This is a genomic window from Bacteroides luti, from assembly GCF_900128905.1.
Taxonomy (GTDB): Bacteria; Bacteroidota; Bacteroidia; order Bacteroidales; family Bacteroidaceae; genus Bacteroides; species Bacteroides luti.
The window spans coordinates 204,396-228,817 of record NZ_FQTV01000005.1; the positions used below are offsets into that span (position 1 = coordinate 204,396).

Consider the following 24,422-nt stretch of genomic DNA (forward strand, 5'->3'; position numbering starts at 1 on the left):
AAAAGAAGGGGATGAAAATGCTGCTTATGCAATTTTAATCCCCAATACTTTTGTTTTAGTCTATTTTTTGAGGAATATCTATTTTGTCTGTAACAGATTTACCTCTTAGTTTACTGTGCTTTTTATACGTTAAAGCGGAAGTGCATAATGTCACCGTCTTCCACTACATATTCTTTTCCTTCAACACCTAGTTTACCGGCTTCTTTGATGGCTGCTTCCGAGCCATATTCAATGAAGTCATGGTATTTAATTACCTCTGCACGGATAAATCCTTTTTCGAAGTCGGTATGAATTACTCCGGCACATTGAGGAGCCTTGCTGCCTTTCAGGTAAGTCCATGCGCGAACTTCCTGTACACCTACTGTGAAATAAGTTTCCAGATTCAATAGTTTATAGGCAGATTTAATCAATCTGGCAACACCCGATTCTGTTAATCCAATCTCGCCAAGGAACATTTCGCGTTCTTCGAAAGTTTCGAACTCAGCAATTTCCGATTCAATCTTGGCAGCTACAACAAGTAACTGAGCATCTTCGTCTTTAATTGCCTCACGAACCATTTCCACGTACTTATTTCCGTTTACAGCACTGCCTTCGTCTACGTTACAAACGTAAAGAACCGGCTTACTTGTAAGCAGAAATAGTTCTTTTGCTATCTTCTGTTCGTCTTTTGTTTCGAATGTAACTGTACGGGCCGACTTGCCTTGTTCCAAAGCCTCTTTGTACTTATGAAGCACTTCATAAGTCATCTTTGCAACTTTATCGCCACCAGTCTGAGCCTGCTTCTGTACTTTTTGAATGCGGCTGTCAATAGTATCAAGGTCTTTCAGCTGAAGTTCGTAATCAATGATTTCCTTGTCACGAATAGGGTTTACATTTCCGTCAACATGCACCACGTTATCGTCGTCGAAACAGCGAAGAACGTGAATAATAGCATCAGTTTCGCGGATGTTTGCAAGGAACTTATTTCCTAATCCTTCACCTTTACTGGCACCTTTTACCAATCCGGCAATATCCACAATTTCTACTGTGGTAGGTACTACGCGGTTAGGATGAACCAACTCGGCAAGTTTATTTAAACGTTCATCGGGAACAGTGATTACACCTACGTTAGGTTCAATCGTACAAAAAGGGAAATTAGCAGACTGTGCCTTTGCGTTAGACAAGCAATTGAAAAGAGTCGATTTTCCTACGTTAGGAAGGCCGACGATACCACATTGTAAAGCCATTCTTTATATCGTTAATTTGTTTTCTTATTCAAACTTTTTTCAGCTTGCAAAAGTACAAATTATTCGGTGGAATACAAAGGATTAGTCACTTACCTTGAATATTAATAATATATATAAAGAAAGATTTACCATTTTCCGGTTATATCTTTTTTGTTTGATGTACATCAAACGTATACTTAGATATACATCAAAAGGGTGCTTTGATGTACATCATAATTATTGTTTGATATAGGTCAAAGAAAAAATATTCTTAATAACTTTGAACGTTTTCCCGGCATGCGTGTATACTATTCCGGAACCGTTCCTAATGATTAGTATACACTTAAAATGAAATGAAAAAATGAATATTAGAAAATTGAAATATATTTCTGTGATTGTTGCCTGTATGGCATTCCAATCTTCCTTTGCTCAAACACCTCAGAAAGTAGTTTCTTTTGTCAAGGAATCGCATGATGTAGAGTGGTATAAGCAGCAGGTAGAAGCGTGGAAGAAGGTTCTTGATAAAGACAAACATAATGAAGTTGCCTGGGAAAACTATTATCGGGCCACGCGGTATGAAGTATTTAACGATACCAATATGAAAGATTATAATTCAGCCAATGCTCGTCTGGAAAAGATAATGCAGGATATGAAAAAAGCAATACCAAATTCATATACCTATAACGTGCTGATGTATTATCATAACGGGAACGATTTGAGGAAAAGTGCTTACATAACTAAAGCTATTGCAATGCGTCCTGACGAAGTGGGCTTTTTCCCTGACTATGTATCCTTTGCAATATTGTCCAGGAACGATACACTTCTTACAAGCACCTGCAAGAAATGGTACGAAAGCGGGGAATATTCAGCAGGATTGTTGAATTATGATTATAACGAGATGGCTGGAATGGAGAAAGATGGCATTATATTTGCTTATGGAGATAATTCAATCTATCCTAAATTGCTGCTTCAATGTGGCAAGAATCTGTTTAAGGATAAAAAGTTAATCTGTCTCCCTTTTTTGTATGAGCAGAATTATCGGGAGCGTGTTCTCGAAGAATTGGGAGTTCCTCCTTTTCCAGGAACAGATAAAGAACTGAACGCAAAGTATCCGGCTAATAATCAATTGTCATTAGAGATTGCAAAACATATAATTAAATACACGCATCGCCCGGTTTATTTCTCAGCTATGGGACGGGGGGAGCTTGATTCATTCAAAGACAGCCTTTATTCTGAAGGATTACTGATGAGATATTCTGCTAAACCATACGATAATCTGGCTGTAACTAAACGTAATTATGAACAAGTGTTCTTGCTGGATTACCTGAAAGAAGGTTTTACTCCCGACAGTTACAAAGACATGGTGGGGCATATTAACCTGAATTATGTAACAGGATTCCGTTCACTACTGGAATTTTATCGTGTGACAGGAGATTTAAACAACTATACTAAACTAAAAACTCAGCTTCATGCCATTATTGATAATTATTCTTTTGATAATAGCGATAGTAAAAATGAGTACCTGAAATGCCTTGAACCAACTGAAAAATGAGGATATTTCGCTCATACAGACAAGATACGGACGAAGAATTGATGCGGAGGGTTTCCCGAAACGATACCACTGCTTTCGAGGAAATCTACACTCGATACGCTAAACGTATGCAAGGATTCTTTATCCGTATGCTTGGATATGATATTGCTAAAGCAGAGGACTTTACACAGGAATTGTTTCTTAAAGTTTACGAAAGCAGAAGCGCCTACGAAGAAGGAAGAACTTTCTCTTCGTGGGCTTTCTCAATGGCATATAATCTGTGTAAGAATGAATACAGACACCGGGAGGTAGTTGAAACCCATGAGTTGGAATTGAATTATGATTCGGATTCTACAGAGGAACCTGCTTTTGAAAAAATGTACGATCGGGCTGTTTTCGAAAACCAGCTGAGTATTTCTCTCACAAAATTGCCTGCCGATCAGTTGGCTGCCTTTACTCTTCGGTATAATGAAGAGCTGTCGGTTTCCGAGATTGCGCGGATACTCGATTGTCCGGAGGGAACGGTTAAGTCGAGATTGCACTATGCATTGCGTAGTCTTTCTCAATCTCTATCAATGTATAATCCAATAAAACCATAAAATATGAAAGAAGATGATTTGAACAGACTGGAACATTCCGACGAGGTAAAGCGGATTGTTGATACATCTAAAGTGCTCTATGACAAAGATAAATCGGCAAATACTCCACGCTCATTCGATTCTTTGATGAAAGAAATAAACCGTCGTGAAGGCACTCCGCGAAAGGTTGCTATTTCTCCCTGGTGGCTTGTTGCTGCTTGTCTTATTGGAGTATTGATTGGTTGGAATTTTCCTTTTGAAGATGCTCCGAAGAATGAAAAACTGGCACTTAATGATACGGTGTATATAACCGAAAAGCATACGGACACTATCTATCAGCAAGTGCAGGTTGAGCGGAAAGCCTTTCAGCGAAAGGAGAGGAGGGAGGCGGTAAGTGCCCGTCAGATGGAGGCACAAACTATAACTCCTCCGATTGTGCGCAATGAAATGTCATTGCCCGACTTGAAGAGTATTCGTCCGGCCACTTCGGGAAGAAGTCTGGCTCAGGAGAACTTTCCTATCCATCTGCTGGTTTCTTTGTAAAGAAGGTGTTAGTGTGCTCTTTTCTCTACTCTTATTTTAAAGGTCTGGAAAGTTCTTTTTCGAGATGTGCGTTATAAATAATAGCTCTTACCTTTGAAACTGTATCTTTTTTAAGGTAGTTCTTTTAGATAAATTGCTTTTATTATCAGTAAGCTGGATGAGTATATGTGAAAGTAATAAATTAGTATACAGTTGATTGTATGTAAAATGGAATAATGTATCGGGCTATTTTCTATATTTTGAGATTTAATTTCCACTAAAAGTTATTACATAACTAGATAAACACGGATGAATGATTTATTCAATGAATAAAGAATCATTCATCCGTGTTTATCTTTCAGATAGTAATTCTGTATTATATCCGTTTTGACTTAAGTAGATTGCGTTTTTCTTCTATAATCTTTAGGTTAGTAATACTGAATTTTACCGGTTTATGCACCTGAAGTTTTTTAATTTAATTAGTTTTCTTTGAAAGCTTTATCTATAAATATTTTTAAATTTCTATTTTTTCAGAAATTTATCGAAGAAGTCCAGCGTTTCTTTTTGCATATCTTTGCTAAAGAAGTGAGGACCATCCCATAATTTAGTTACAAGTTTATTATCTGCCTTCTGGCTGTTCCACGTGGAATGCAGGCTTTTATAAGCATCTTTTACACCATTTACAGGAAATAACTTGTCGCGGAGCCCATTAAAGAAGAGCATAGGCTTAGGACAAGCCAGAGCTGCTACATCGGGGTAGTCCATATAGTTTCGAATTCCCGGCACAAGCATCGACCAGGCACTTCCGCCTTTATTCTGGTTATTAGTTAATGACATCAAGGAATCGGTGGTGTTCATCCAGCAAATGGCGGCTCCTGCTTTCACTTTATCTGTTGCCGCGGAAAGCATCCAGGCACGGTGAGCGCCCATTGAGAAACCAAGTGTGCCAATTCTATTGGCATCTACCTCGGGCAATGAGGCAAGAAAATCAACGCTTCTGATATCGTCGAACGTAATAACGCCACACCAGTTATATCCCATCTGCATCAAGTTGCAGGCAAGTGCTTGTTGGGTTTCATAATTCACACCTTCTTTTCGTCCTCTTTCGCCCCAAAACAGTGCATCAATGGATAGAACTACGTAGCCATGAGCCGCAAAATAGTCGCCTACATAGACACTATCGTAACATTGAACCGCCCATTTATCAGCATCGGCCAGAACTTCGGGCGAAACGCCGAATGGTCTTACCATCTTTTCCTTACCAATGGAGAATTTCGCACCGTGATCGTGCAACATCACAACGGCAGGGAAGGGACCTTTTCCTTTATTGGGAACCAGTAAATAGGCAGGAATGCGGTCGAACTTCGATATATTCAGTACAATCTTTCGTGCTTCGTATCCATTTCTTTGCTCTTTCTCAAGCACTTTCATATCGAAAGGCGCAGTTGGAGGGGCAGGATTCAAGCAAGAAAAAAGTACATTACGGGCAGCCTTTTTCCACTTATTAAAATCTTTTATAGGAGAGTTTCCCCAAGCCATAGGGTAGGTTAGTGTCTCTTTCATCTTTTGATAAGAAACAGGCATATTCTTTTCTACTCCATAAGGCAGATACTCTTGTGATTGAGCCTGTTGTGCTGATATCGGCAAACTGAAAAGCGAGAATAAGCAAAGTGTAATAAGTAAATTTTTCATATTAAATTTAGTACTATTTTAGTCTATCTTTTCAGTCTGAACCTGAAAGTCTGAATAAGTTTTAAAGTTGAAAGGTACAAACCTGAGCATGGCAAAATCTTCTGATTCGACACCTCCGGGATAATAGAGTTCCCATCCCTTCATCCATGCATTATGCTTGAAATCCTTGCTTGTAACAACCTGAATATTTCCTTGAAACATGATTCCTGTAAAGGACTCCGGTTTACAGAAGTAAAGGGCAGCCTTGCTGTTATTCTCAATCTCCTTAATCTTTGCTGAAGAAGTATTGGTGGTGAGATAGATAGTAAATTCATTTGATTCTTTTGCATACATCGGAACAAGGTGAGGGTACTGCTTTTTGTTCCTCAAATTCAGCATGGCGCGAGTCGATGGATATCCATTCTGATCAATTGTAGACAGGTAAACAGTCTCTAAAGATTCTATAATTCCAAGTACTTCTTTCAGTTTTTCTGCTAGTTCCATAATTTAATAGGTTTTAAGGTGAAACAAACTATCTTATCGTTCTGAATTTTAAAATAGATCAGTAATCCAACAGTCTTGTTTAATCTATTAAAGTCTCTACTTATACATAGAAAAGAGATCAATAAATTAAACATGATTATTATGAAAAAAGATATTTATTTTAAAAAAATAATATTCTAAATTAAAGATAACTAGCTATTTAACCATTAGTAAATTACTTTTTCTCTATCTTTTTTGTTGTTTTTATTTTTATTAATTACTGAACTTAGTTCATTAATTATTATTCCATCCTTTTGTTTTAAGACAATGTTCTTTTACCAGATGAAAACTGTTAAGCTTTTAAAAGCCATTATATCTTTGCTTTTAAAACAATCTTCTTTTAGCAGTTTATATGTTATTCCCAATTTGCTTTGCAGCATTTGGGAATAACAAAACTATAGACCTTTTATATCAGATTTTTATGTTTTAACTTTTATCTGAATTTATAACAGATTTATCAGTGCGCTTCGAGCCAGTTATTGCCCCAACCGCAGTCGGCTTTCAAAGGAACGTGCATCTTGTAGGCTCTTTCCATCTCTTCAATAACGATTTGTTCCACAAGTTCTTTCTCGTTTGCAGGAACACTGAAGTTCAATTCATCATGTACCTGAAGAATCATCTTGGCCTGTACATTTTCTTTCTTGAAACGGTTATAAATATTGATCATTGCAACCTTGATTATATCTGCAGCACTTCCCTGAATTGGAGCATTGATTGCATTTCTTTCGGCATATCCACGAACAACTGCATTGTGTGAATTTATGTCCGGAAGGTATCGCTTGCGATTGAATATAGTTTCAACATAACCGTTCTTCTTTGCAACCTTAATACTCTTATCCATATATTCCTTCACGCTTGGATAAGTCTCGAAATATCCATCGATAAGTTCTTTGGCTTCCTTTCTGTCAACCCCCATTCTTTCTGCTAATCCGAAGACTGAGATTCCGTAAATAATACCGAAGTTTGCTGTTTTTGCCTTACGGCGCATATCCTTTGAAACCTCAGAAATGTCTATTTTATAGATCTTTGCAGCTGTTGCAGCATGAATATCATAACCGGAAAGGAAAGCATCTATCATGTTTTTGTCCTCACTGAGATGTGCCATAATTCTCAATTCAATCTGAGAATAGTCGGCAGAAAAGAAGAGGCAATTATCATCCGGAATAAATGCTCTTCGAATCTCTTTACCATCTTCATCACGAACCGGGATGTTTTGAAGGTTTGGGTTACTGGAACTTAATCGGCCTGTTGCAGTTACAGTCTGGTTGAAAGATGTATGTATTTTTCCTGTTGTAGGATCAATCAACTGAGGAAGCGAATCAACATAGGTACTTAATAGTTTTTTTAATCCGCGATAGTCTAGAATTTTTTCAACAACCGGGTGTTTGCTTCGTAGGCTTTCAAGTACATCTTCCGAGGTAGAATATTGTCCCGTTTTAGTTTTCTTAGCTTTTTCTACAACTTTCAGTTTTTCGAAAAGTACTTCTCCAACTTGTTTGGGCGAACTAATATTAAACTCCATGCCGGCTAATGAGTATATTTCATTTTCTATATTGCCCATCCTGGTAGTAAAATCTTCGGATGTTTGCTTGAGAGCATCCAAATCTAACTTCATTCCATTTCTTTCAATGTATGCCAAAACCGGAACGAGCGGCATTTCGATATTATAGAACAAATCTTCAATGTCGTTTTCCTTTAATTCTTTCTCAAGTTTATTTTTTAATTTCAAAGTCACATCTGCATCTTCGCAAGCATACTTGTAAACTTGTTCGGGAGGGAGGTCTCTCATGTTTTTTTGATTTTTCCCTTTTGGTCCGATTAGCTCATCAATGTGAATTGTTTTGTAATTGAGATAAATTTCGGCAAGGTAATCCATTCCATGTCTAAGTTCTGGTTGAAGAACGTAATGTGCTACCATTGTATCGAAAAGTTTCCCTTTTACTTCAACTCCATAATTTTGGAGAACAAGCATATCGTACTTCATGTTCTGACCAACTTTGACAGAATTTTCATTTTCGAAGACCGGGCGAAGCTCATTAACAATTTTTTGCGCTTCTTCTCTTTTTGGAGGCACTGGTATATAGTAAGCCTGATTTTCGGCAACGCTAAAGCTCATTCCCACCAATTCTGCCGAGATTGGATCGGTTCCGGTTGTTTCTGTATCTAGACTAACGATATCAAATGTAAGTATGTTTTGTATAAAATTAGCTCTTTTCTCTTCATTATCAATAAGTTGATAGTCGTAATTCAACTCTTCTAAGCTCGTGAGATTTGAATATTTTTCTTCAACTTGCCCAACGGGCGTGAAAAATCCAAAGAGATCGCCTTGCTGAGGAGCCTCATTTACTTGTTTTTTCTCTTTTTTGAAAATTCTGTCAATCAGTGTTCGGAATTCCAGTTCCTCGAAAATTTTTCTCAGTTCATCTTCGTTTGGTTCTTCACGAACAAGTTCGTCCATTTTCAATTCAATAGGAACATCGATTTTGATAGTTGCCAAAAATTTAGAGAAGGTGATCATCTCTTTGTTGGTCTCAACTTTTGTTTTCAATGCGCCTTTTAACTGATCAGTATTTTCAAGCATATTTTCGATGCTCCCAAATTGGGCGATTAACTTTTGAGCAGTTTTTTCTCCAACTCCCGGACATCCCGGAATGTTGTCCGAAGAGTCACCCATCAAACCAAGTAAGTCTATGACTTGAGTAGGAGAGGAGATTTCATATTTTGATTTTACCTCTTCCACTCCAAGAACTTCAAATTCTTTATCTCCATATTTGGGGCGATACATAAAAACATTCTCACTTACCAACTGACCATAATCTTTGTCGGGAGTCATCATGTAAGTTGTGATTCCTTTTTTCCCGGCTTCGGTAGCAAGAGTCCCGATTACATCGTCGGCTTCAAAACCTGAAACTTCAAGAATTGGAATTCTATATGCTCTTATAATGTCTTTGATTATTGGAACTGCCAAACGGATAGCCTCGGGTGTTTCTTCACGATGAGCTTTATATTGTTCAAAAGCTTCATGTCTGAAAGTTGGTCCGGAAGGGTCGAATGCAACCCCAATATGTGTAGGATTTTCTTTATTTATAAGTTCCTGTAGTGTATTTACAAAACCTAGAATTGCTGATGTGTTAAATCCTTTTGAGTTAATTCTTGGGCTCTTAATAAATGCATAGTATGCTCTGTAAATGAGTGCATAAGCATCTAAAAGGAACAATTTATCTGTTTGATTCATAATCTTTTCGAATTTTTCTTTGGTAAAAGTACTAAAAAATACCATATTAATTGTTTTATTATTACTTTTGTAGCTAAATCGTATGTTTTATGGACAGATTATCTCAGATTAAGTCTCCTATTATATCAGATCTGGAGCAGTTTAAAGAGCTCTTTAATAGTTCATTGGATAACTCAAACCCTTTGTTGCAAGAGGTTCTTTCTCATATTAAACAAAGGGGAGGAAAGATGATGCGTCCTATTTTGGTTCTTCTTATTGCCCGGTTATTGGGAAAAGTAACTTTGTCTACACTTCATGCTGCAGTATCTTTGGAATTACTTCACACAGCCAGTTTGGTGCATGATGATGTTGTTGATGAAAGTTCTGAGCGTAGGGGGCAGGCTTCTGTAAATGCGGTATATAATAACAAGATATCTATTTTAGTTGGCGATTATTTGTTGGCAACTTGTCTTTATCAGGCTGCTTTTTCTTCTAATATTGAGATAATTAAAGTCGTTTCTCAACTCGGTCAGGATCTGTCTGAGGGCGAGCTTCTTCAGCTTTCAAATGTCAGCAATATTGAAATTTCCGAAACAGTTTACTTTGATATTATCCGTAAAAAAACCGCTGCTTTGTTTTCTGCCTGCACCAAAACAGCTGCTTTATCTTCGAGTATAGATGCCAAAGAGGTAGAAAATGCAAGGTTATTTGGCGAATACATCGGCATTTGCTTTCAAATAAAGGATGATATATTCGATTATTACGATGACAGGGAGGTAGGAAAGCCAACCGGTAACGATATGCGAGAAGGCAAATTAACTCTTCCTGCTATTTATGCGATTAATAATAGTAACCATGCTGAGATAAAGGCATTGGCTGTTAAGATTAAATCAGGATCAGCTTCTGATTCTGACATAAAAGAAATGATTGATTATGTAAAGAATAACGGTGGAATTGAATATGCTACTAAAGTTATGATGGATTATCATGCTAAGGCTCTTCGGTTGATTGAATCTTTTCCTGAAAGTGAGGTCAAGTCTTCGCTTACTTCTTATTTGGATTATGTGGTTGATCGAACAAAATAGTGCTAAACTCTCTTTCTGATAACACTTTGTTTTCTTATTAATTTCGAAAATAGTGTAGAGTTTATTTTCTAATAGTGTAGATACTTTTGCTAAAAGGTGTAGATCTTTTCTCTGAAATATAACCAATAATTGCCTTAATATCCTAGAAGAATTTATTTAATCATATATATAAAATCCCCTGCATTCCTCCTTTATTTGAGGAGATACAGGGGATTTCTTTTTTGCTGTTTATTAATCTTCGGCTATATAATAGCTTCTATAAAAATCTAGAAGAATTTGATTTCTTTTCCTTTGATATCAGATAATAACAGATTTGCAAGACGACTGGTACCTAAACGGAATAGCTTGTTATTTAGCCATTCATGGCCTAGAACTTCTTTTACTATCGAGTAATAAATAAGTGCGTCTTTTACGGTGTTAAGACCTCCAGCGGGCTTAAAACCGACTTTATTTCCTGTTTCTTCGTAGTATTCCTTTATAGCTTCACACATTACATAAGCTGCTTCTGGTGTTGCTGCCGGTTGTTGTTTGCCGGTTGATGTCTTAATAAAATCGGCACCTGAATACATGGATAGGATAGAGGCTTTTTTGATGTTCGAAGCGCTTTCAAGAGCCCCGGTTTCGAGGATTACTTTGAGCTTATTATCCTTGCAAGTATCTTTAATTTCCTGTATTTCATCGCACATGGTTTCATAATCACCACTTAGGAATTTGCCAACTGATATTACAATATCAATCTCGTTAGCACCACCCATAATGGCCATTGCAGTCTCTGCAATCTTAACCTCGATAAAGGTTTGAGATGATGGGAATCCTCCGCTTACGGCAGCAATCTGAACCTTGTCTGTTTCTAATGTATCGTGTACAACTTCTGCCATATTGGGGTAAACACAGATGGCGGCAACATTGTCCATTTCTCCGAATTCTTCATCAAACTGATTCACTTTTTCTGTGAATTTCATCACGCTTTCTTCACTATCATTAGTGCTGAGTGTTGTCAAATCCAGGCAATGGAAAAGGAGTTTTTTAACTTCAACAGTGTCGTTTTCGGGCACTTTTTTTTCTATAATTGCTGCTACTTTAGCCTGGATATCCTTATCGCTAAGATCAGTGTTATACTTGTTTAGCACAACTTCATACTTACTTTTTTCTTCTTCTTTATATTCCATTACTTGTCAGTTTAGGATTGTTTATATGTCTTTCGTTATCTCTTTTTGTCTTCTTTTCGAGGTTTCTTTTAAATGCCTCAGTAAGGTCTACTCCGGTCTGGTTTGCCAGACAGATAAGTACCCAAAGTACGTCCGTCATTTCATCGGCAAGATTGCATTCTTCGCCCTCTTTGAATGACTGATCTCCGTATTTTCGAGCCATTACTCTAGCCAATTCGCCCACTTCTTCGGTAAGAACGGCCATATTTGTGAGCTCGCTGAAGTAACGCACTCCGTATGTTTTGATCCAGTTATCAACCTCTTTTTGTGCTTCTTCGAGTGTCATTATTCCTTGTTTTTAGTGTCCATGCAAATGGTTACCGGACCGTTGTTAAGCAATTCAACTTTCATATCTGCGCCAAACTCGCCGGTTCCTACCTGCTTTCCCAGAGAGATGCTTAATTCATTGCAGAAAGTCTCGTAAAGAGGCACAGAAACCTCGTGTTTTGCCGCCTTAATGTATGAAGGGCGATTCCCTTTTTTAGTCGATGCATGAAGCGTAAATTGGCTTATTACAAGAATTTCTCCATCAGCATCTAGCACAGACTTGTTCATCACTCCATTTTCATCGTCAAAAATCCTCAGATTTACTATCTTTTTACATAGCCATTCTATGTCTTCCCGCCCGTCTGCTTCCTCAATACCAACCAATACAAGCAATCCTTCCTTTATGGCAGATTTGCAGTTGCCGTTGATTGTAACAGACGCATGACTTACGCGTTGTATTACAGCTCTCATTTTATAAAATTTCTTGTTTGTCGCAAAAGACAAAGTTAGTAATTCTAACTTTATTTGCGTAGGTTATCGTGTATAATTTTGGCTTTAGCTTCGCCAACGATGGCAGAAACTTCTTCAAGTGATGCCTCCTGGATGCGTTTTACGCTCTTGAATTCCTTTAGAAGTGCAGTTTTGGTCTTTTCTCCAATGCCTTTTAATTCGTCCAAAGCCGATTTAGTTTGCCCTTTACTGCGTTTATTTCGGTGGAAAGTAATACCAAAACGGTGAGCTTCATCACGTAAATGCTGAATTACTTTCAGGCTTTCTGAGTTCTTATCGAGATAAAGAGGGTAGGGATCGCCCGGAAAGAATATTTCTTCCAGTTTCTTGGCTATACCAATCAGCGTAACACGTCCGGTTAGATTAAGTTCGGTGAATATCTTCTGTGCCGAGCTTAGCTGCCCTTTACCACCGTCTACGATGACTAACTGAGGCAATGGCTGCTCTTCGTCCAATAATCGCTTATATCGCCTGTAAACAATCTCCTCCATTGAAGCGAAGTCGTTAGGTCCTTCTACGGTTTTTATGTTGAAATGGCGATAATCTTTCTTTGAAGGCTTGGCTTTTTTGAAAACAACGCACGATGCAACCGGATATGCGCCCTGAATATTAGAGTTATCGAAGCATTCTATGTGCATTGGAAGCTCTTTCATGTGGAAATCGCTCTGCATTTTTTTCATAATCCTGATGCTTCGCTGCTCCGGATTAAGTTTTTCAGCCTGTTTTAATCGGTCTACTTTGTATTGCTTAACGTTCATCTGTGACAGCTCCAGCAGCTTCTTCTTGTCTCCTCGTTGTGGAACGGTAAATGTTACACCGTTAAGTTCTATATCCATTTCAAAAGGAACGATAATTTCTTTCGAGAGACTTTTGTATCTTTCACGCATTTCAATAATGCCAAGAGATAAAAGTTCTTCAGTTGTTTCATTCAAGCGCTTTTTATACTCGAAAGTAAATGCCTGATTAATGCTTCCGTTTGTAATGTGCAGGTAATTAATAAAGGCCGATTTATCGTCGTCTGCAATAGAGAATACGTCGATATTATGAAGAATAGAACTAACAACTTCCGATTTAGCGCGGTAATTCTCTATTAATTCATACTTCTCTTTTATTTTATGCGCCTCTTCAAACTTAAGTTCAGAAGCTAATTCCTGCATTTTATTGAATAAAGCCTTGCTTATCTCCTGAGTATTTCCTTTTAGAATCTCTTTAACCTCTGCAATATTCTTCAGATATTCGTCGTGAGCCATTAAACCAACGCAAGGTCCTGCACAGTTTTTAATGTGATATTCCAGGCAAACTTTGAATTTACCTGCACGAATGTTTTCAGGCGTGAGGTTTAAATGGCAAGTTCTGATGGGATATAAGTGCTTTACGAGGTCTAAAAGCGCATACATTGAAGGTAAATGGCTGTAAGGACCATAATAAGTAGAACCATCACGGACGACTCTTCTTGTTTTGTATACTCTGGGGAAATATTCATTGCTTACGCAAATAGACGGATATGTTTTATCGTCTTTCAGAAGAACATTGTATCTGGGCTTGTATTTCTTGATAAGATTATTCTCCAGCAGCAATGCATCTTCTTCTGTATTTACTACGATGTAGCGGATATCAACTATTTTGCTGACAAGTATTCGGGTTTTTCCAGGTTCATGCTCTTTACTAAAGTAAGAATAAACCCTTCTTTTTAGGTTTTTGGCCTTTCCAACATAAATAATGGTGCCTTCAGAATTTAAATATTGGTAAATTCCAGGCTTTTCAGGGAGATTGGATACAATTCCTTTTAAATAATCTGATGTATTTAATTCCTGAGGCTCCATTATGTTATACTTTGGTTTTATCAGAGTTCAAGTACAGCTTCTATTTTATCTTCTTCTGAGAAAATAGCTCTTCCATTGAGGTCCTTTAATTCAATAATGAAATTAACGTATACGTCCTTTGGATTAAATCTCTTCATTAATTTTATGGCAGCTTTCATCGTTCCTCCTGTAGCCAAAAGGTCGTCGTGCAATAAAACTACATCATCTTCGCAAATTGCATCTTTGTGCACTTGGATAGTATCAGTTCCGTATTCTTTATTGTAACTCTCTTCTACAGTAGCAGCTGGTAATTTTCCAGGTTTGCGGATTGGTACAAATCCAGCTCCAAGTCTGGCCGCTAAAATAGGTCCCATAATAAAACCTCTTGATTCTATGCCGGCAACTTTTGTGATTCCTTTGTCTTTGTACATCTCGTACAATTCGTCTGAAAGTTCTTTCAAACAATCAGGGTCTTTAAACAAAGTCGTTTCGTCTTTAAACTGAATCCCAGGTATTGGGAAATCGGGTACATTTCTAATGCTCTTAATAAGCTTTTCTCTGTTCATAGCCAGTATTTTAGTTGTTTCTTGTTAATTTAATTGTTTCACGTGAAACGGGCCTCTATTACTTCCTTAAAAGCACCAGCAGCACGTTGATATCGCTCGGGGAAATTCCTGGAATTCTGCTTGCCTGAGCAATCGTTTCGGGGTCTATTTTGATAAGCTTTTGTCTAGCTTCGGTGGAAAGAGAATTTATGGAATCATAATCAAACTTTCCTTTTATCTTGATTGTCTCCAATCGCTCGATCTTGTCGGCAATTAATCTTTCACGATTAATGTATCCCTCATACTTGATCAAAATCTCAGCAGCTTCTTTTATTTCTTCTGTTCTCTCTTCAACTTTATCAAGCTCCTCTTTAAATGCAGGAATAGATTCTGAAATATTCTCAAGAGTAATTTGAGGGCGATTGATCAAATCTATCAGTTTGCATCCTTGTCTCAATGGTGTTGTACCAAGATTCTCGAGAGCATCATTTATATAAGCTGGTTTTACAGAATAATTGCGTGCAAACTCTGTAATACGTTTCACTTCTTCTCTTTTTTTGGTTAAAAGAGTGTCTCGATCGCTTTTTGCCAATCCTAGATTATAAGATTTCTCAGTCAATCGCATATCAGCATCATCCTGGCGAAGTAATATTCTGTATTCAGCGCGCGAAGTAAACATTCTATAAGGCTCATCAACTCCTTTGGTTACCAAATCGTCGATTAATACGCCAATATATGCTTCATCTCTTCCCAAAATGAATTCTTCTCCATTATGGCAATTCTGATGGGCATTTATTCCGGCAATGATACCTTGTCCGCCAGCTTCTTCATAACCAGTGGTTCCGTTTACTTGTCCGGCAAAGAATAGATTTCCGATAATCTTCGATTCCAACGTATGCTTTAGTTGAGTTGGATCGAAGTAATCGTATTCAATTGCATATCCCGGGCGATAGATAACCAAATCCTTGAAAGCAGGAATCTTTTTAAGGGCATTGATCTGAATATCCAAAGGAAGCGATGAAGAGAACCCATTTAGATATAATTCCTTCGTAGTTTCTCCTTCCGGTTCAAGAAATAGTTGATGTTGTTCCTTATCTGGGAATGTAACAATCTTCGTCTCTATGCTAGGGCAATATCGTGGACCAATACTTTGAATTTGTCCGTTGAATAGGGGAGAATCTGTTAATCCATTTCTAAGTATCTGGTGTACTTCCTCGTTTGTATAACATGTCCAGCATTGTAGTTGCTTGAGATGTTTTGTCGGAGTATCCATATATGAAAACTTGTGGAAGTCATTTTCTCCATCCTGAGTTCCCATCAAATCATAGTTTACGCTCCGGCCGTCAATACGTACAGGAGTACCTGTTTTCATTCTGCCGAACTTAACTCCATGTCTTGCGATGGATTCGGTCAAAAGATAAGATGCCGGTTCAGCCATTCTTCCTCCCGGAAGTTTTGTTTTTCCAATATGCATTAATCCGTTGAGGAAAGTCCCTGCGGTGAGAACGACGCATTTAGCACGGAATTCAACATCAAGATATGTTCTTAAACCTACAATTTCTCCGTTTTCAACGATAATTTCCTTTACAGTATCCTGCCATATATTGAGATTCGGTATATTTTCTAGAATCTCTCTCCATGTCCATATAAACTTGTTTCTATCACATTGTGCACGCGGGCTCCACATTGCAGGCCCTTTTGATCGGTTAAGCATGCGGAACTGGATAGCAGTCTTGTCGGTAACTAATCCCATATAACCACCCAATGCATCGATTTCCCGAACAATCTGTCCTTTAGCAATACCCCCAACGGCAGGATTGCAGCTCATCTGGCCAATTTTATTCATGTCCATCGTAATAAGACATGTTTTTGATCCCAGATTTGCGGCCGCAGCTGCAGCTTCGCAACCGGCATGTCCTGCTCCGATAACAATTACATCGTACTTAAAATCCATTGATTTATTCTATTTTACGCCGCAAATTTACGAAAAATAGTTAGTAAGTTTAGTGAATGAATGGAAAAGAATTGGAATCAATCTTTAAGAGGTTATTGTTTGTATTGTATTTGTGATTTCGTTGTATATCTGTACATTGTTTCTACAACTTATATTTTCATCTTTTCTTTTGCCATTTCTTCCTATAGTAGTTAGTTTATAGTTACCGGTTTTATCTACTACTTCTAATATTAATAAGATCTATTTCTCTTGTAGCTAATCTAGAACTAAGTATTATAGATATTAATAGATAGTTCTCACTTATATGTTACTGTGAACTCAGGTTTATAAAAAGTTGGTTTAGATTAATAAATAACTGTATTCTGGATCTAGAGTAACATTATCTGTAATTGTACTGCTAAAATATACATGTTTCGTCCTTTAATAGGATTAGGATTGATAGATAACCTATGCCAGGTGTATTAATGAACACAGTAAAAATCAGGATGAGATAGAAAGAATAAGGGCTGATGTGCATAACTACAGACAACCAATACCAAGATTATTAATAAACGTAGTCAACCAAAATGGTTCTTCGTCGCTTTTTTGTGAAAGTAAACCGCCTTAAATTCTTCCCCAATCAAGATTCTACTTGCTTTTTGATAATCCATTTATTGAATCTGATAACAAGTCTAAAAAGCATCATGAATAAGAGGTTATAATATCTTTCAGCAAAAGTGATGAATAGCCACTAAAATAAAGACGAGGCAAGGCAGGATTAGGATTGGTATAAATAATTATAGGCAACCAATACACAGATGATTAATAAACACAGTCTACCAAAATCAGGACGAGGCAAGGTGCTAGATTGCTAGATCGCCGCTAGATCATTTTTTAGAGATCTAGCGGCTCTTTAATGTTTATTACAAGATAGTTATGTGCTTACTGCAAGATTGCTAGATCTATTAGTAATTTTATTTTTTCTGAGAGGAAGAAATGAACAAAAACTCATTAAAATAGCATTGACAACTATTTTAATAGTGCTAAAGCTTTATTCTCTTCAGCCTCCATTATTTCACGTTCTCCTTCACCCTTATCGTTTATTCCGCATAGGTGGAGAATGCCATGTATTATAGTTCGGTGCAATTCATCATTATAAGACGTATTAAATTGTTCTGAATTGCTTTTAACTGTATCAAGGCTGATAAAGATATCTCCAGAAATAACATTGTCTTCACAATAGTCGAATGTGATTATATCAGTATAATAATCGTGTTGCAGATACTCTTTGTTTACTTCAAGGATTTTCTCGTCAGAACAAAAAATATAAGCTATTTCCCCAACCTTTTTTTCGTATGAACTTGCCACTGCTTTAATCCATGCAGTAGTTTCTCTCTTTTTTATAGCGGGCATTTTTATCCCGTCTGTCTGATAACTTATAGCCATAATATTAATAAAAGAATAAATAACAAACTGAAATTGCTGTAATTACACCTGCCAAATCGGCAATTAGGCCACATGCAACTGCATGGCGGGTTTTTCTGATTCCCACGCTGCCGAAATAGACTGCCAGGACGTAGAATGTAGTATCTGTTGAACCCTGGAATATACATGATAGTCGACCAACGAATGAATCAGCACCGTAAGTTTTCATCGCATCCACCATTAACCCTCTGGCACCACTTCCGCTTAAAGGCTTCATTAAAGCTGTGGGTAGCCCTCCAACAAAGCTAGAATCTAACCCGCTAAGTTTAACGATATACTCAATCCCTTTTGTGATTAAATCCATTGTTCCTGATGCCCTGAATACTGCTACACCAACTAATATTGCTACTAAATACGGGATGATCCTTACTGCTGTGGAAAATCCTTCCTTTGCCCCTTCGACAAATGTTTCGTAGACATTTATTTTTTTTCTTATTCCTGACGCTATAAAACACAAGATTATAGAGAATAGAAATACATTAGCAAATAAAGTAGAATAGGTTCCAATTTCTTCTTTTGATAGCATGCTGAACAGGCATATTACCCCTCCAATGAGTACACTGATTATTCCAACGAAAAAGAATATTGCTTTATTGAATAAATTAATCTTTTGAAAAAGACTGGTCGCAATGATGCCTGCAATAGCGGCACAAAATGTAGAAATCATTATGGGGACAAAAATATCTGTTGGCTGTGCAGCTCCTAATTGGGCTCTGTAGACCATTATGCTAATGGGGATCAATGTTAGTCCTGAGGTATTGATAACAAGGAACATTATCATTGGATTGCTTGCAACTTTCTTGTCTTTGTTTAATTCTTGCAGCTCTTTCATTGCTTTTAGTCCTAGAGGGGTTGCTGCATTGTCAAGTCCCAGCATATTGGCCGAAATATTCATAAAAATAGCCCCCATAACCGGATGCCCTTTGGGAATCTCTGGAAACAGCTTGCTGAGTACCGGGCTAAGCCAACGTGAAAATGCTGAGATTAATCCTCCATTTTCGCCAATCTTCATTATGCCTAACCAGAGTGAGAGTATCCCGGTTAAACCTAAAGATATCTCGAAAGCGGTTTTAGATGAACTAAAAGTGGAGTTCATTATTTCACTAAACACCTGAGTATCTCCCCAAAATATTAACCTTATCAAAGCAACAACAAAGGCAATGACAAAGAAAGCAATCCAAATGTAATTCAATACCATAAAAGTCTGTTTTAATAGAATTTTGCAAAAATAAGAATATGTTTTCAGTTATTGCTGTAATTATTGCTTTTTATCGGATTTGAAATCAGGAAATTTATGATAGTATAATATGTAATTGTTCTATATTGATATTTCTAGGTGCAAACCTTGATTGTATATTAATTAATAGACAAAATGATAGTGATGATAAATTTTCATTAGTATGCTAACTTTATATATGTTTAATTTTTTAATTCACCTTATTAAATAAATTTAATAAGGTGTGTTTTTTAATCAATAATTACATCCTATGATGCATTATGATCATGCAAAACCTTTATCTATATGGTCGCTATTCCTTCTTTATAATTATCTGTTTTAATCTTTATTTTTTTTAATATCGGTGTTTTGTATGTCGTGAAAAATAAATCTTCAATTATATTATAGATGAAATGAAAAAACAAGATTAATATTCATTTTATCAAAGAAAGATTTGCTAAATAAACATAAAAATATACCGTATAAACGTCTATTTTACCGTATAGTATGTTTAGCTAATTATTTTGTTTTTTTTTATTTAATTAAGGATTGTATCTTTACACTTATAAAAATATCATAGAACTTATTTAGTGGAAATAAGTATTGATTAAAATCATAATCTTTAATTCTTTATTTGTAAAGGTCATGTCTTTAGTTTGTTTTGAAATGCATTGTGAGTTATTTAAATATCTAATAATAAGATATATATATGCGTTTTGAATTTGTATTTATAGCTCTTTTATTTTATGAATCAATAAAATTGTTATTTGAAATAGCTTGTTATTTGATGAAAATGGAATTTTCATATTTAATTTCATTCTTCCTGTTTCAAAAATTAAGATGTTTATTTAACGACTATTGTATTTAATCTTATAAAAGCTATTTTAATAATTCATTAACTGACATTTTTTGATGTTTATAAAACGTAGTACTAAAAAAAATCAATTTTCTTAGAACTTAATTATATATATGATTGTTGACTTAATAGTTTGATTTATTATCAATAAAATGTAAAAAGCATGCTTTTTTATAATGAATTATTCCTAAATCATAAATTTGTATTCCTGAAACTTATATTCATTTATTTTAGAGTAACATCATATTATAATGATTAATATATTAGCCACGGATTTAGATCTTTTATACTTTAAACATATTAAACAGAAAAACATATGCAGAGTCTATTTAAGCAGTTTGTAACCCAACTCGGTTTGTTAAAAGAAAAGGGAACTTTGGAAACCGATATTATTGATGGTCTAGATCCTTCGATAATTAATTTAAATCAAGAAGTGCATATTTATAAAGAAGTGCTTTATAATTTGGATTCCAAACAAATCTATTTAGATCCTTCTTTATCGCTAATAAAGCTTAGTTCTGTTGTAGGGACTAATACTACCTACTTATCTAATTCGATTAATAAATATTTTGGATGCAATTTCAAAACACTAATAAACAGATATAGAATAGAGTATTGCAAGAAGCTCCTTGGTAATAATCCAATGTCTGTTCCTATTAAAGAGATTGCAAAGAAATGTGGATTTTCATCTGTCAGTGCGTTTTATGCATCATTTAAAAAAATAACCGGCATCTCTCCTGTACAATATAGAATGTTGATAATCTACAGAAATGAAACAAATAAAGAGTTAGATAATGAAATTTGATATTGTATTAACTAATTTATAAATTATTATGAAAGAGCATTATGACGTTTTTAGTTGTGCGCATCAGGTTAGGATGCCGACTATATTTGAGTTATTGAATACTGGTTATATAGAAAAAATACAAAAAAATGTATTTTATTAATGGTTTTATAAATATAAAAATTGTTTTAATTATGAGAAAAAAGTATTTTCTTGCGAAGTTGGCTATCTATGGATTCCTGACTTTAGGCGCAGCTACTACATTTGTAGGTTGTAAAGATTACGACGGTGACATCACTGATCTTCAAACTCAGATTGATGACAATAAGGCTGATTACACTTCAGTCTTAACTGAGAAACTTGCTGCTGTAAACACACAGATTACTACTCTTCAGGGTACTCAGACTGCTCTGCAGGCTACTGTTGCTACAGCTCAAACTGCTGCTAATGCTGCTAAAACAAGTGCTGATGCTGCTGCTGCTGCCGCTGCTGCTGCTCAACTTGCTGCTGCACAAGCTAAATTAGATGCTATTAATACTGCAGCTTCTGCTTTGGCTACAGTAAAAACAGCTTTGGAAACCAGAATTTCTACTCTTGACGGCAAATTTGCTGCTCTTCAGGAATCAGTTTCTAAAGGAGCAACAAAAGATGAACTTACTGCTTTAAATGCTGGTCTTTTAAAAGAAATAGCTAATGCTAAATCATCTATTGAAGCTGATCTTACAACTATCAGTGCTCAGATTAGCGCTGTAGACAGCAAGTATAATACTCTTGTTGAAAAAGTTGAAACTTTAGCAACTAAGAGTGAAGTTGAAGCTTCTCTTGCATCATTAAAAACAGAACTTGCTGCTCTTTATTTGCAACAAGCTACATTTAATGATTACAAGACTATTGTAACTACTCAGTTTGCTGATCTTCAGACTCAAATAGATGTAATTAATGGTAAGGTAGATGCAAATACTACCAAAATTACTACTTTGGAGACTAAAATTACAGAATTGACAGCTCAATTAACATCTGCAATTGCTACTGCAAAGACTCAAGCTATAACTGAAGCTGTTAATCAAGCTTTAGCAGCTGATGCAGCACAAGCTATAAGTCTTGAAACAATGTGGAAAGCATATATTGCTCAACAGTTGGACAACTATGTTGATAAGTCTACTTATGAAGCAAAAGTGACTGAAATCAAAGATCAACTTGAAGATTTGTCAGCTCAAATTAATGCAATCAATGCTAATTTGAATACAATGAATGCTATCTTCTCTCACCGTTTGACAAGTATGGCATTTGTACCTGAAACTTATGTAGCAGGAATCCCTACTATTATTTTCAGTACATTGTATTATAAAGATATCGATCAGCTGGCACCACAGACATTGTATAGTAGTACTATGCAATCTCAGGCAAAATATCGTTTGAATCCTAATGGAGTTACGCGTTCTGATATCAAAGATTTTGTTTATACAGGTGAAAAAGCTGAAACAATTGAAACAAAAGGTTTAGGAACTGATAATCCGGCTCCTATATCAGTAGTTACCGATAATTATCAAAATGGATTGTTAACTCTTAATGTTACAAAGACTGCTTCATTTGCTACAGCACCTAAATTTGATATTGTTTCACTTAAGGCTACATTAGCTGATAAAGCTCTTACTTCTGCTGAAAAACAAGCTGGAACAGAAGTTTCTGTATATTCAGACTATGTTAGAGCTACAGAAGTTGCTCTTAGTAGTGATAACTTAAATATTGCAAAAAAAGGCGCTTTAAATAATCATTTCAGTGACAACCAGGCTGCTGCACAAGATGCTACTCCTGAAGTATCGTTTGTTTATAATGATCAGAAAGACTTAAAAGATTATGTAGCTTCTTGTTACGGAATTAATGGAACACATTCTCCTTTTAATAATGCAGCTTATGGCTTACATTATCGTTTTGCTAAAGCATCTAATCCTTACAACATTACAGTAGCAGGTGCAACTACTAATCAACAAGATTTTATAAATGTTTCAGCTGATGGATTTATCTCTGCAAAAGTATACGATCAAGCTCCTTTGTCTGCAGCTGCAGGACGTACTCCTATTGTACAAGTAGAATTAGTTGATGCACAAAATCGTGTATTAGACCGTGCTTTCATTAAAATTAAAATAACTGCGAATAAAGCTCCTAAAAAAATTGTAACTTGCCCTGAAACTATAGCAGTTCTTGGTTGTGGAAGTCATCTCTTTACTATTGGTGTTGAGCAAATTAATAAGGAAGTTTATAATGCCCTTCCTATGAGTCATGCTCAGTTCTGGGGTAATTATGAAATCAAATCTTCAACAAGTGCTATAACAGCTAAACCTTATATAGCAAATGTTGGTGAAGGAAGTCAGTTATCAACAGAAATTCGTTGGAATGTTCCAGATAGTCAATTTGGTGTTATTCCTGATGGAGGAAAGGATTTTACAGCAGTATTTACAGTTGAACCTACATTTGCAGATACAGACTATCCTGATGTAGAATTTGTATTTAATATTAAGGTTGTTAAGCCTGCCACTTCAATAGTAGGTAAAGAATTGACATATTGGACAGCTGATCAATCTGCTGTTAAAGTAAATGTTGCTGTTCCTAACGCAAATTATAGTAATGGATGCAATTATAGTGCAGATTTAACAAATGCATTTAATAAGGATGCTAATGGCAATGTAAAACTTAACAATGGAAATGCATGCGGTGAGTTGAAGTTTGCTCTTGTTAGTACTACTCCTACTACAGCACAAGGCATTAGCATTAGTGATGATATTATTACATTTGACCGTTCATCAGCAAATTCTACTGCAATAAATGCTTTGGAGGCAGGTACTTTGTCAGCAAAAGTTAAGGCTTATTATGAGTTCAATGGAAATATTATTGACTTAATGACATTTAATGTTCAGTTTATTAAACCGTTAAGTTTAAGTGTTGTTACAGATGGTCATTTCACTGATGCAGTAACTGGAGGTTCTATACTTAATTATTCTTACTTCCATAATAGTGGCTCTATTGATGTACTTGTTACAGATTGGAGAGGTGATTCTTTAGTTCCTACTTCTCCATTGTGGGGCTTCTATGGTTTGTATGGCGTGATTTTCAATACTGCAAACGCTAAGACTAATTTGTTTGAAGGACAAGATGGAAATCTAACTCCAACTGCAGGTTATATGGCAGGATCACTTCCTACTGATGTATTGCTCTCTCAAAACAATTTTATGGGAGTTACTAATTTGAAATATGTAAATAATGGAACTCCATTAACAATGGATTATGAGCTTTATATACCTGTTACAATTACCCATAAGTGGGGAACTCTTTCTGCTACATTGAATGTTCATGTTAATAAACGTGCAACTATGTAGGCACAAAGACAAAGTAATAAACTAAAGTCAACCTTTTAATTAAGAATATAAGAGAGAGGGATTCAATGTTTCTCTCTCTCTTTATATCTTTTA

General features: G+C 36.1%; 18 protein-coding genes. 6 read left to right on the forward strand and 12 right to left on the reverse strand.

Annotated features, from left to right (window positions below; translation table 11 throughout):
* Positions 1 to 122: 122 nt before the first annotated feature.
* The gene (gene ychF / locus BUC21_RS06480; protein WP_073400399.1) at positions 123 to 1,226 is read right to left on the reverse strand and encodes a redox-regulated ATPase YchF; all 1,104 of its coding nucleotides are present in this window, start codon (positions 1,224 to 1,226) and stop codon (positions 123 to 125) included.
* Positions 1,227 to 1,566: 340 nt separating this feature from the next.
* Between ychF and BUC21_RS06485 the strand changes: the two genes are divergently transcribed.
* The 3 genes from BUC21_RS06485 to BUC21_RS06495 are packed head-to-tail and all read left to right on the forward strand — an operon-like array spanning position 1,567 to position 3,857.
* Positions 1,567 to 2,757, forward strand: coding sequence for a hypothetical protein (locus BUC21_RS06485; protein WP_073400401.1), 1,191 nt, complete (start codon positions 1,567 to 1,569; stop codon positions 2,755 to 2,757).
* Positions 2,754 to 3,335: an RNA polymerase sigma factor gene (locus tag BUC21_RS06490; RefSeq protein WP_073400403.1), complete on the forward strand. Its 582-nt coding sequence runs from the start codon at positions 2,754 to 2,756 to the stop codon at positions 3,333 to 3,335. The genes BUC21_RS06485 and BUC21_RS06490 overlap by 4 nt, the downstream gene beginning before the upstream one ends.
* Positions 3,336 to 3,338: 3 nt before the next feature.
* On the forward strand, positions 3,339 to 3,857 hold the full coding sequence (locus tag BUC21_RS06495; RefSeq protein ID WP_073400405.1) for a hypothetical protein: 519 nt from the start codon (positions 3,339 to 3,341) through the stop codon (positions 3,855 to 3,857).
* A gap of 501 nt (positions 3,858 to 4,358) precedes the next feature.
* On the opposite strand, the gene BUC21_RS06500 is transcribed toward BUC21_RS06495, so the two are convergent.
* The 3 genes from BUC21_RS06500 to polA all read right to left on the reverse strand — a co-directional run bounded on the left by BUC21_RS06500 (position 4,359) and on the right by polA (position 9,285).
* Positions 4,359 to 5,528, reverse strand: a complete 1,170-nt coding sequence (locus BUC21_RS06500; RefSeq protein ID WP_073400407.1) for a dienelactone hydrolase family protein — start codon at positions 5,526 to 5,528, stop codon at positions 4,359 to 4,361.
* An 18-nt stretch (positions 5,529 to 5,546) separates the two neighbouring features.
* Positions 5,547 to 6,011, reverse strand: coding sequence for a pyridoxamine 5'-phosphate oxidase family protein (locus BUC21_RS06505; RefSeq protein ID WP_073400409.1), 465 nt, complete (start codon positions 6,009 to 6,011; stop codon positions 5,547 to 5,549).
* Between the two features lie 496 nt (positions 6,012 to 6,507).
* Positions 6,508 to 9,285, reverse strand: a complete 2,778-nt coding sequence (gene polA / locus BUC21_RS06510) for a DNA polymerase I (RefSeq protein WP_073400535.1) — start codon at positions 9,283 to 9,285, stop codon at positions 6,508 to 6,510.
* An 89-nt stretch (positions 9,286 to 9,374) separates the two neighbouring features.
* Between polA and BUC21_RS06515 the strand changes: the two genes are divergently transcribed.
* The gene (locus BUC21_RS06515; protein WP_073400411.1) at positions 9,375 to 10,349 is read left to right on the forward strand and encodes a polyprenyl synthetase family protein; all 975 of its coding nucleotides are present in this window, start codon (positions 9,375 to 9,377) and stop codon (positions 10,347 to 10,349) included.
* A 266-nt stretch (positions 10,350 to 10,615) separates the two neighbouring features.
* On the opposite strand, the gene deoC is transcribed toward BUC21_RS06515, so the two are convergent.
* From deoC to BUC21_RS06555, 8 genes are all read right to left on the reverse strand, one after another.
* Positions 10,616 to 11,518, reverse strand: a complete 903-nt coding sequence (deoC, locus tag BUC21_RS06520) for a deoxyribose-phosphate aldolase (RefSeq protein ID WP_073400413.1) — start codon at positions 11,516 to 11,518, stop codon at positions 10,616 to 10,618.
* Entirely contained in the window at positions 11,508 to 11,843 is a 336-nt protein-coding gene (locus BUC21_RS06525; RefSeq protein ID WP_073400415.1) for a nucleotide pyrophosphohydrolase, read from the reverse strand. Before BUC21_RS06525 ends, deoC begins: the two co-directional genes overlap by 11 nt.
* Positions 11,843 to 12,295 (reverse strand): D-aminoacyl-tRNA deacylase, encoded by a 453-nt coding sequence (gene dtd / locus BUC21_RS06530; RefSeq protein WP_073400417.1) that lies wholly within the window; start codon positions 12,293 to 12,295, stop codon positions 11,843 to 11,845. Before dtd ends, BUC21_RS06525 begins: the two co-directional genes overlap by 1 nt.
* 50 nt (positions 12,296 to 12,345) lie before the next feature.
* The gene (gene uvrC / locus BUC21_RS06535) at positions 12,346 to 14,157 is read right to left on the reverse strand and encodes an excinuclease ABC subunit UvrC (RefSeq protein ID WP_073400419.1); all 1,812 of its coding nucleotides are present in this window, start codon (positions 14,155 to 14,157) and stop codon (positions 12,346 to 12,348) included.
* Between the two features lie 20 nt (positions 14,158 to 14,177).
* On the reverse strand, positions 14,178 to 14,702 hold the full coding sequence (locus BUC21_RS06540; protein WP_073400431.1) for an adenine phosphoribosyltransferase: 525 nt from the start codon (positions 14,700 to 14,702) through the stop codon (positions 14,178 to 14,180).
* A gap of 58 nt (positions 14,703 to 14,760) precedes the next feature.
* A complete protein-coding gene (gene mnmG, locus BUC21_RS06545; protein ID WP_073400433.1) occupies positions 14,761 to 16,635 on the reverse strand; it encodes a tRNA uridine-5-carboxymethylaminomethyl(34) synthesis enzyme MnmG in 1,875 nt (624 codons plus the stop codon).
* Between the two features lie 1,008 nt (positions 16,636 to 17,643).
* Positions 17,644 to 18,060 carry an rRNA maturation RNase YbeY gene (gene ybeY / locus BUC21_RS06550; protein WP_073400435.1) on the reverse strand — a complete coding sequence of 139 codons (417 nt, stop codon included), beginning with the start codon at positions 18,058 to 18,060 and terminating at the stop codon, positions 17,644 to 17,646.
* A 4-nt stretch (positions 18,061 to 18,064) separates the two neighbouring features.
* Positions 18,065 to 19,297 (reverse strand): nucleoside recognition domain-containing protein, encoded by a 1,233-nt coding sequence (locus BUC21_RS06555; RefSeq protein ID WP_073400437.1) that lies wholly within the window; start codon positions 19,295 to 19,297, stop codon positions 18,065 to 18,067.
* A 1,190-nt stretch (positions 19,298 to 20,487) separates the two neighbouring features.
* Between BUC21_RS06555 and BUC21_RS06560 the strand changes: the two genes are divergently transcribed.
* Positions 20,488 to 20,976 (forward strand): helix-turn-helix domain-containing protein, encoded by a 489-nt coding sequence (locus tag BUC21_RS06560; protein WP_073400439.1) that lies wholly within the window; start codon positions 20,488 to 20,490, stop codon positions 20,974 to 20,976.
* A gap of 173 nt (positions 20,977 to 21,149) precedes the next feature.
* Entirely contained in the window at positions 21,150 to 24,329 is a 3,180-nt protein-coding gene (locus BUC21_RS06565; RefSeq protein WP_175550488.1) for a coiled-coil domain-containing protein, read from the forward strand.
* Positions 24,330 to 24,422: the final 93 nt, after the last annotated feature.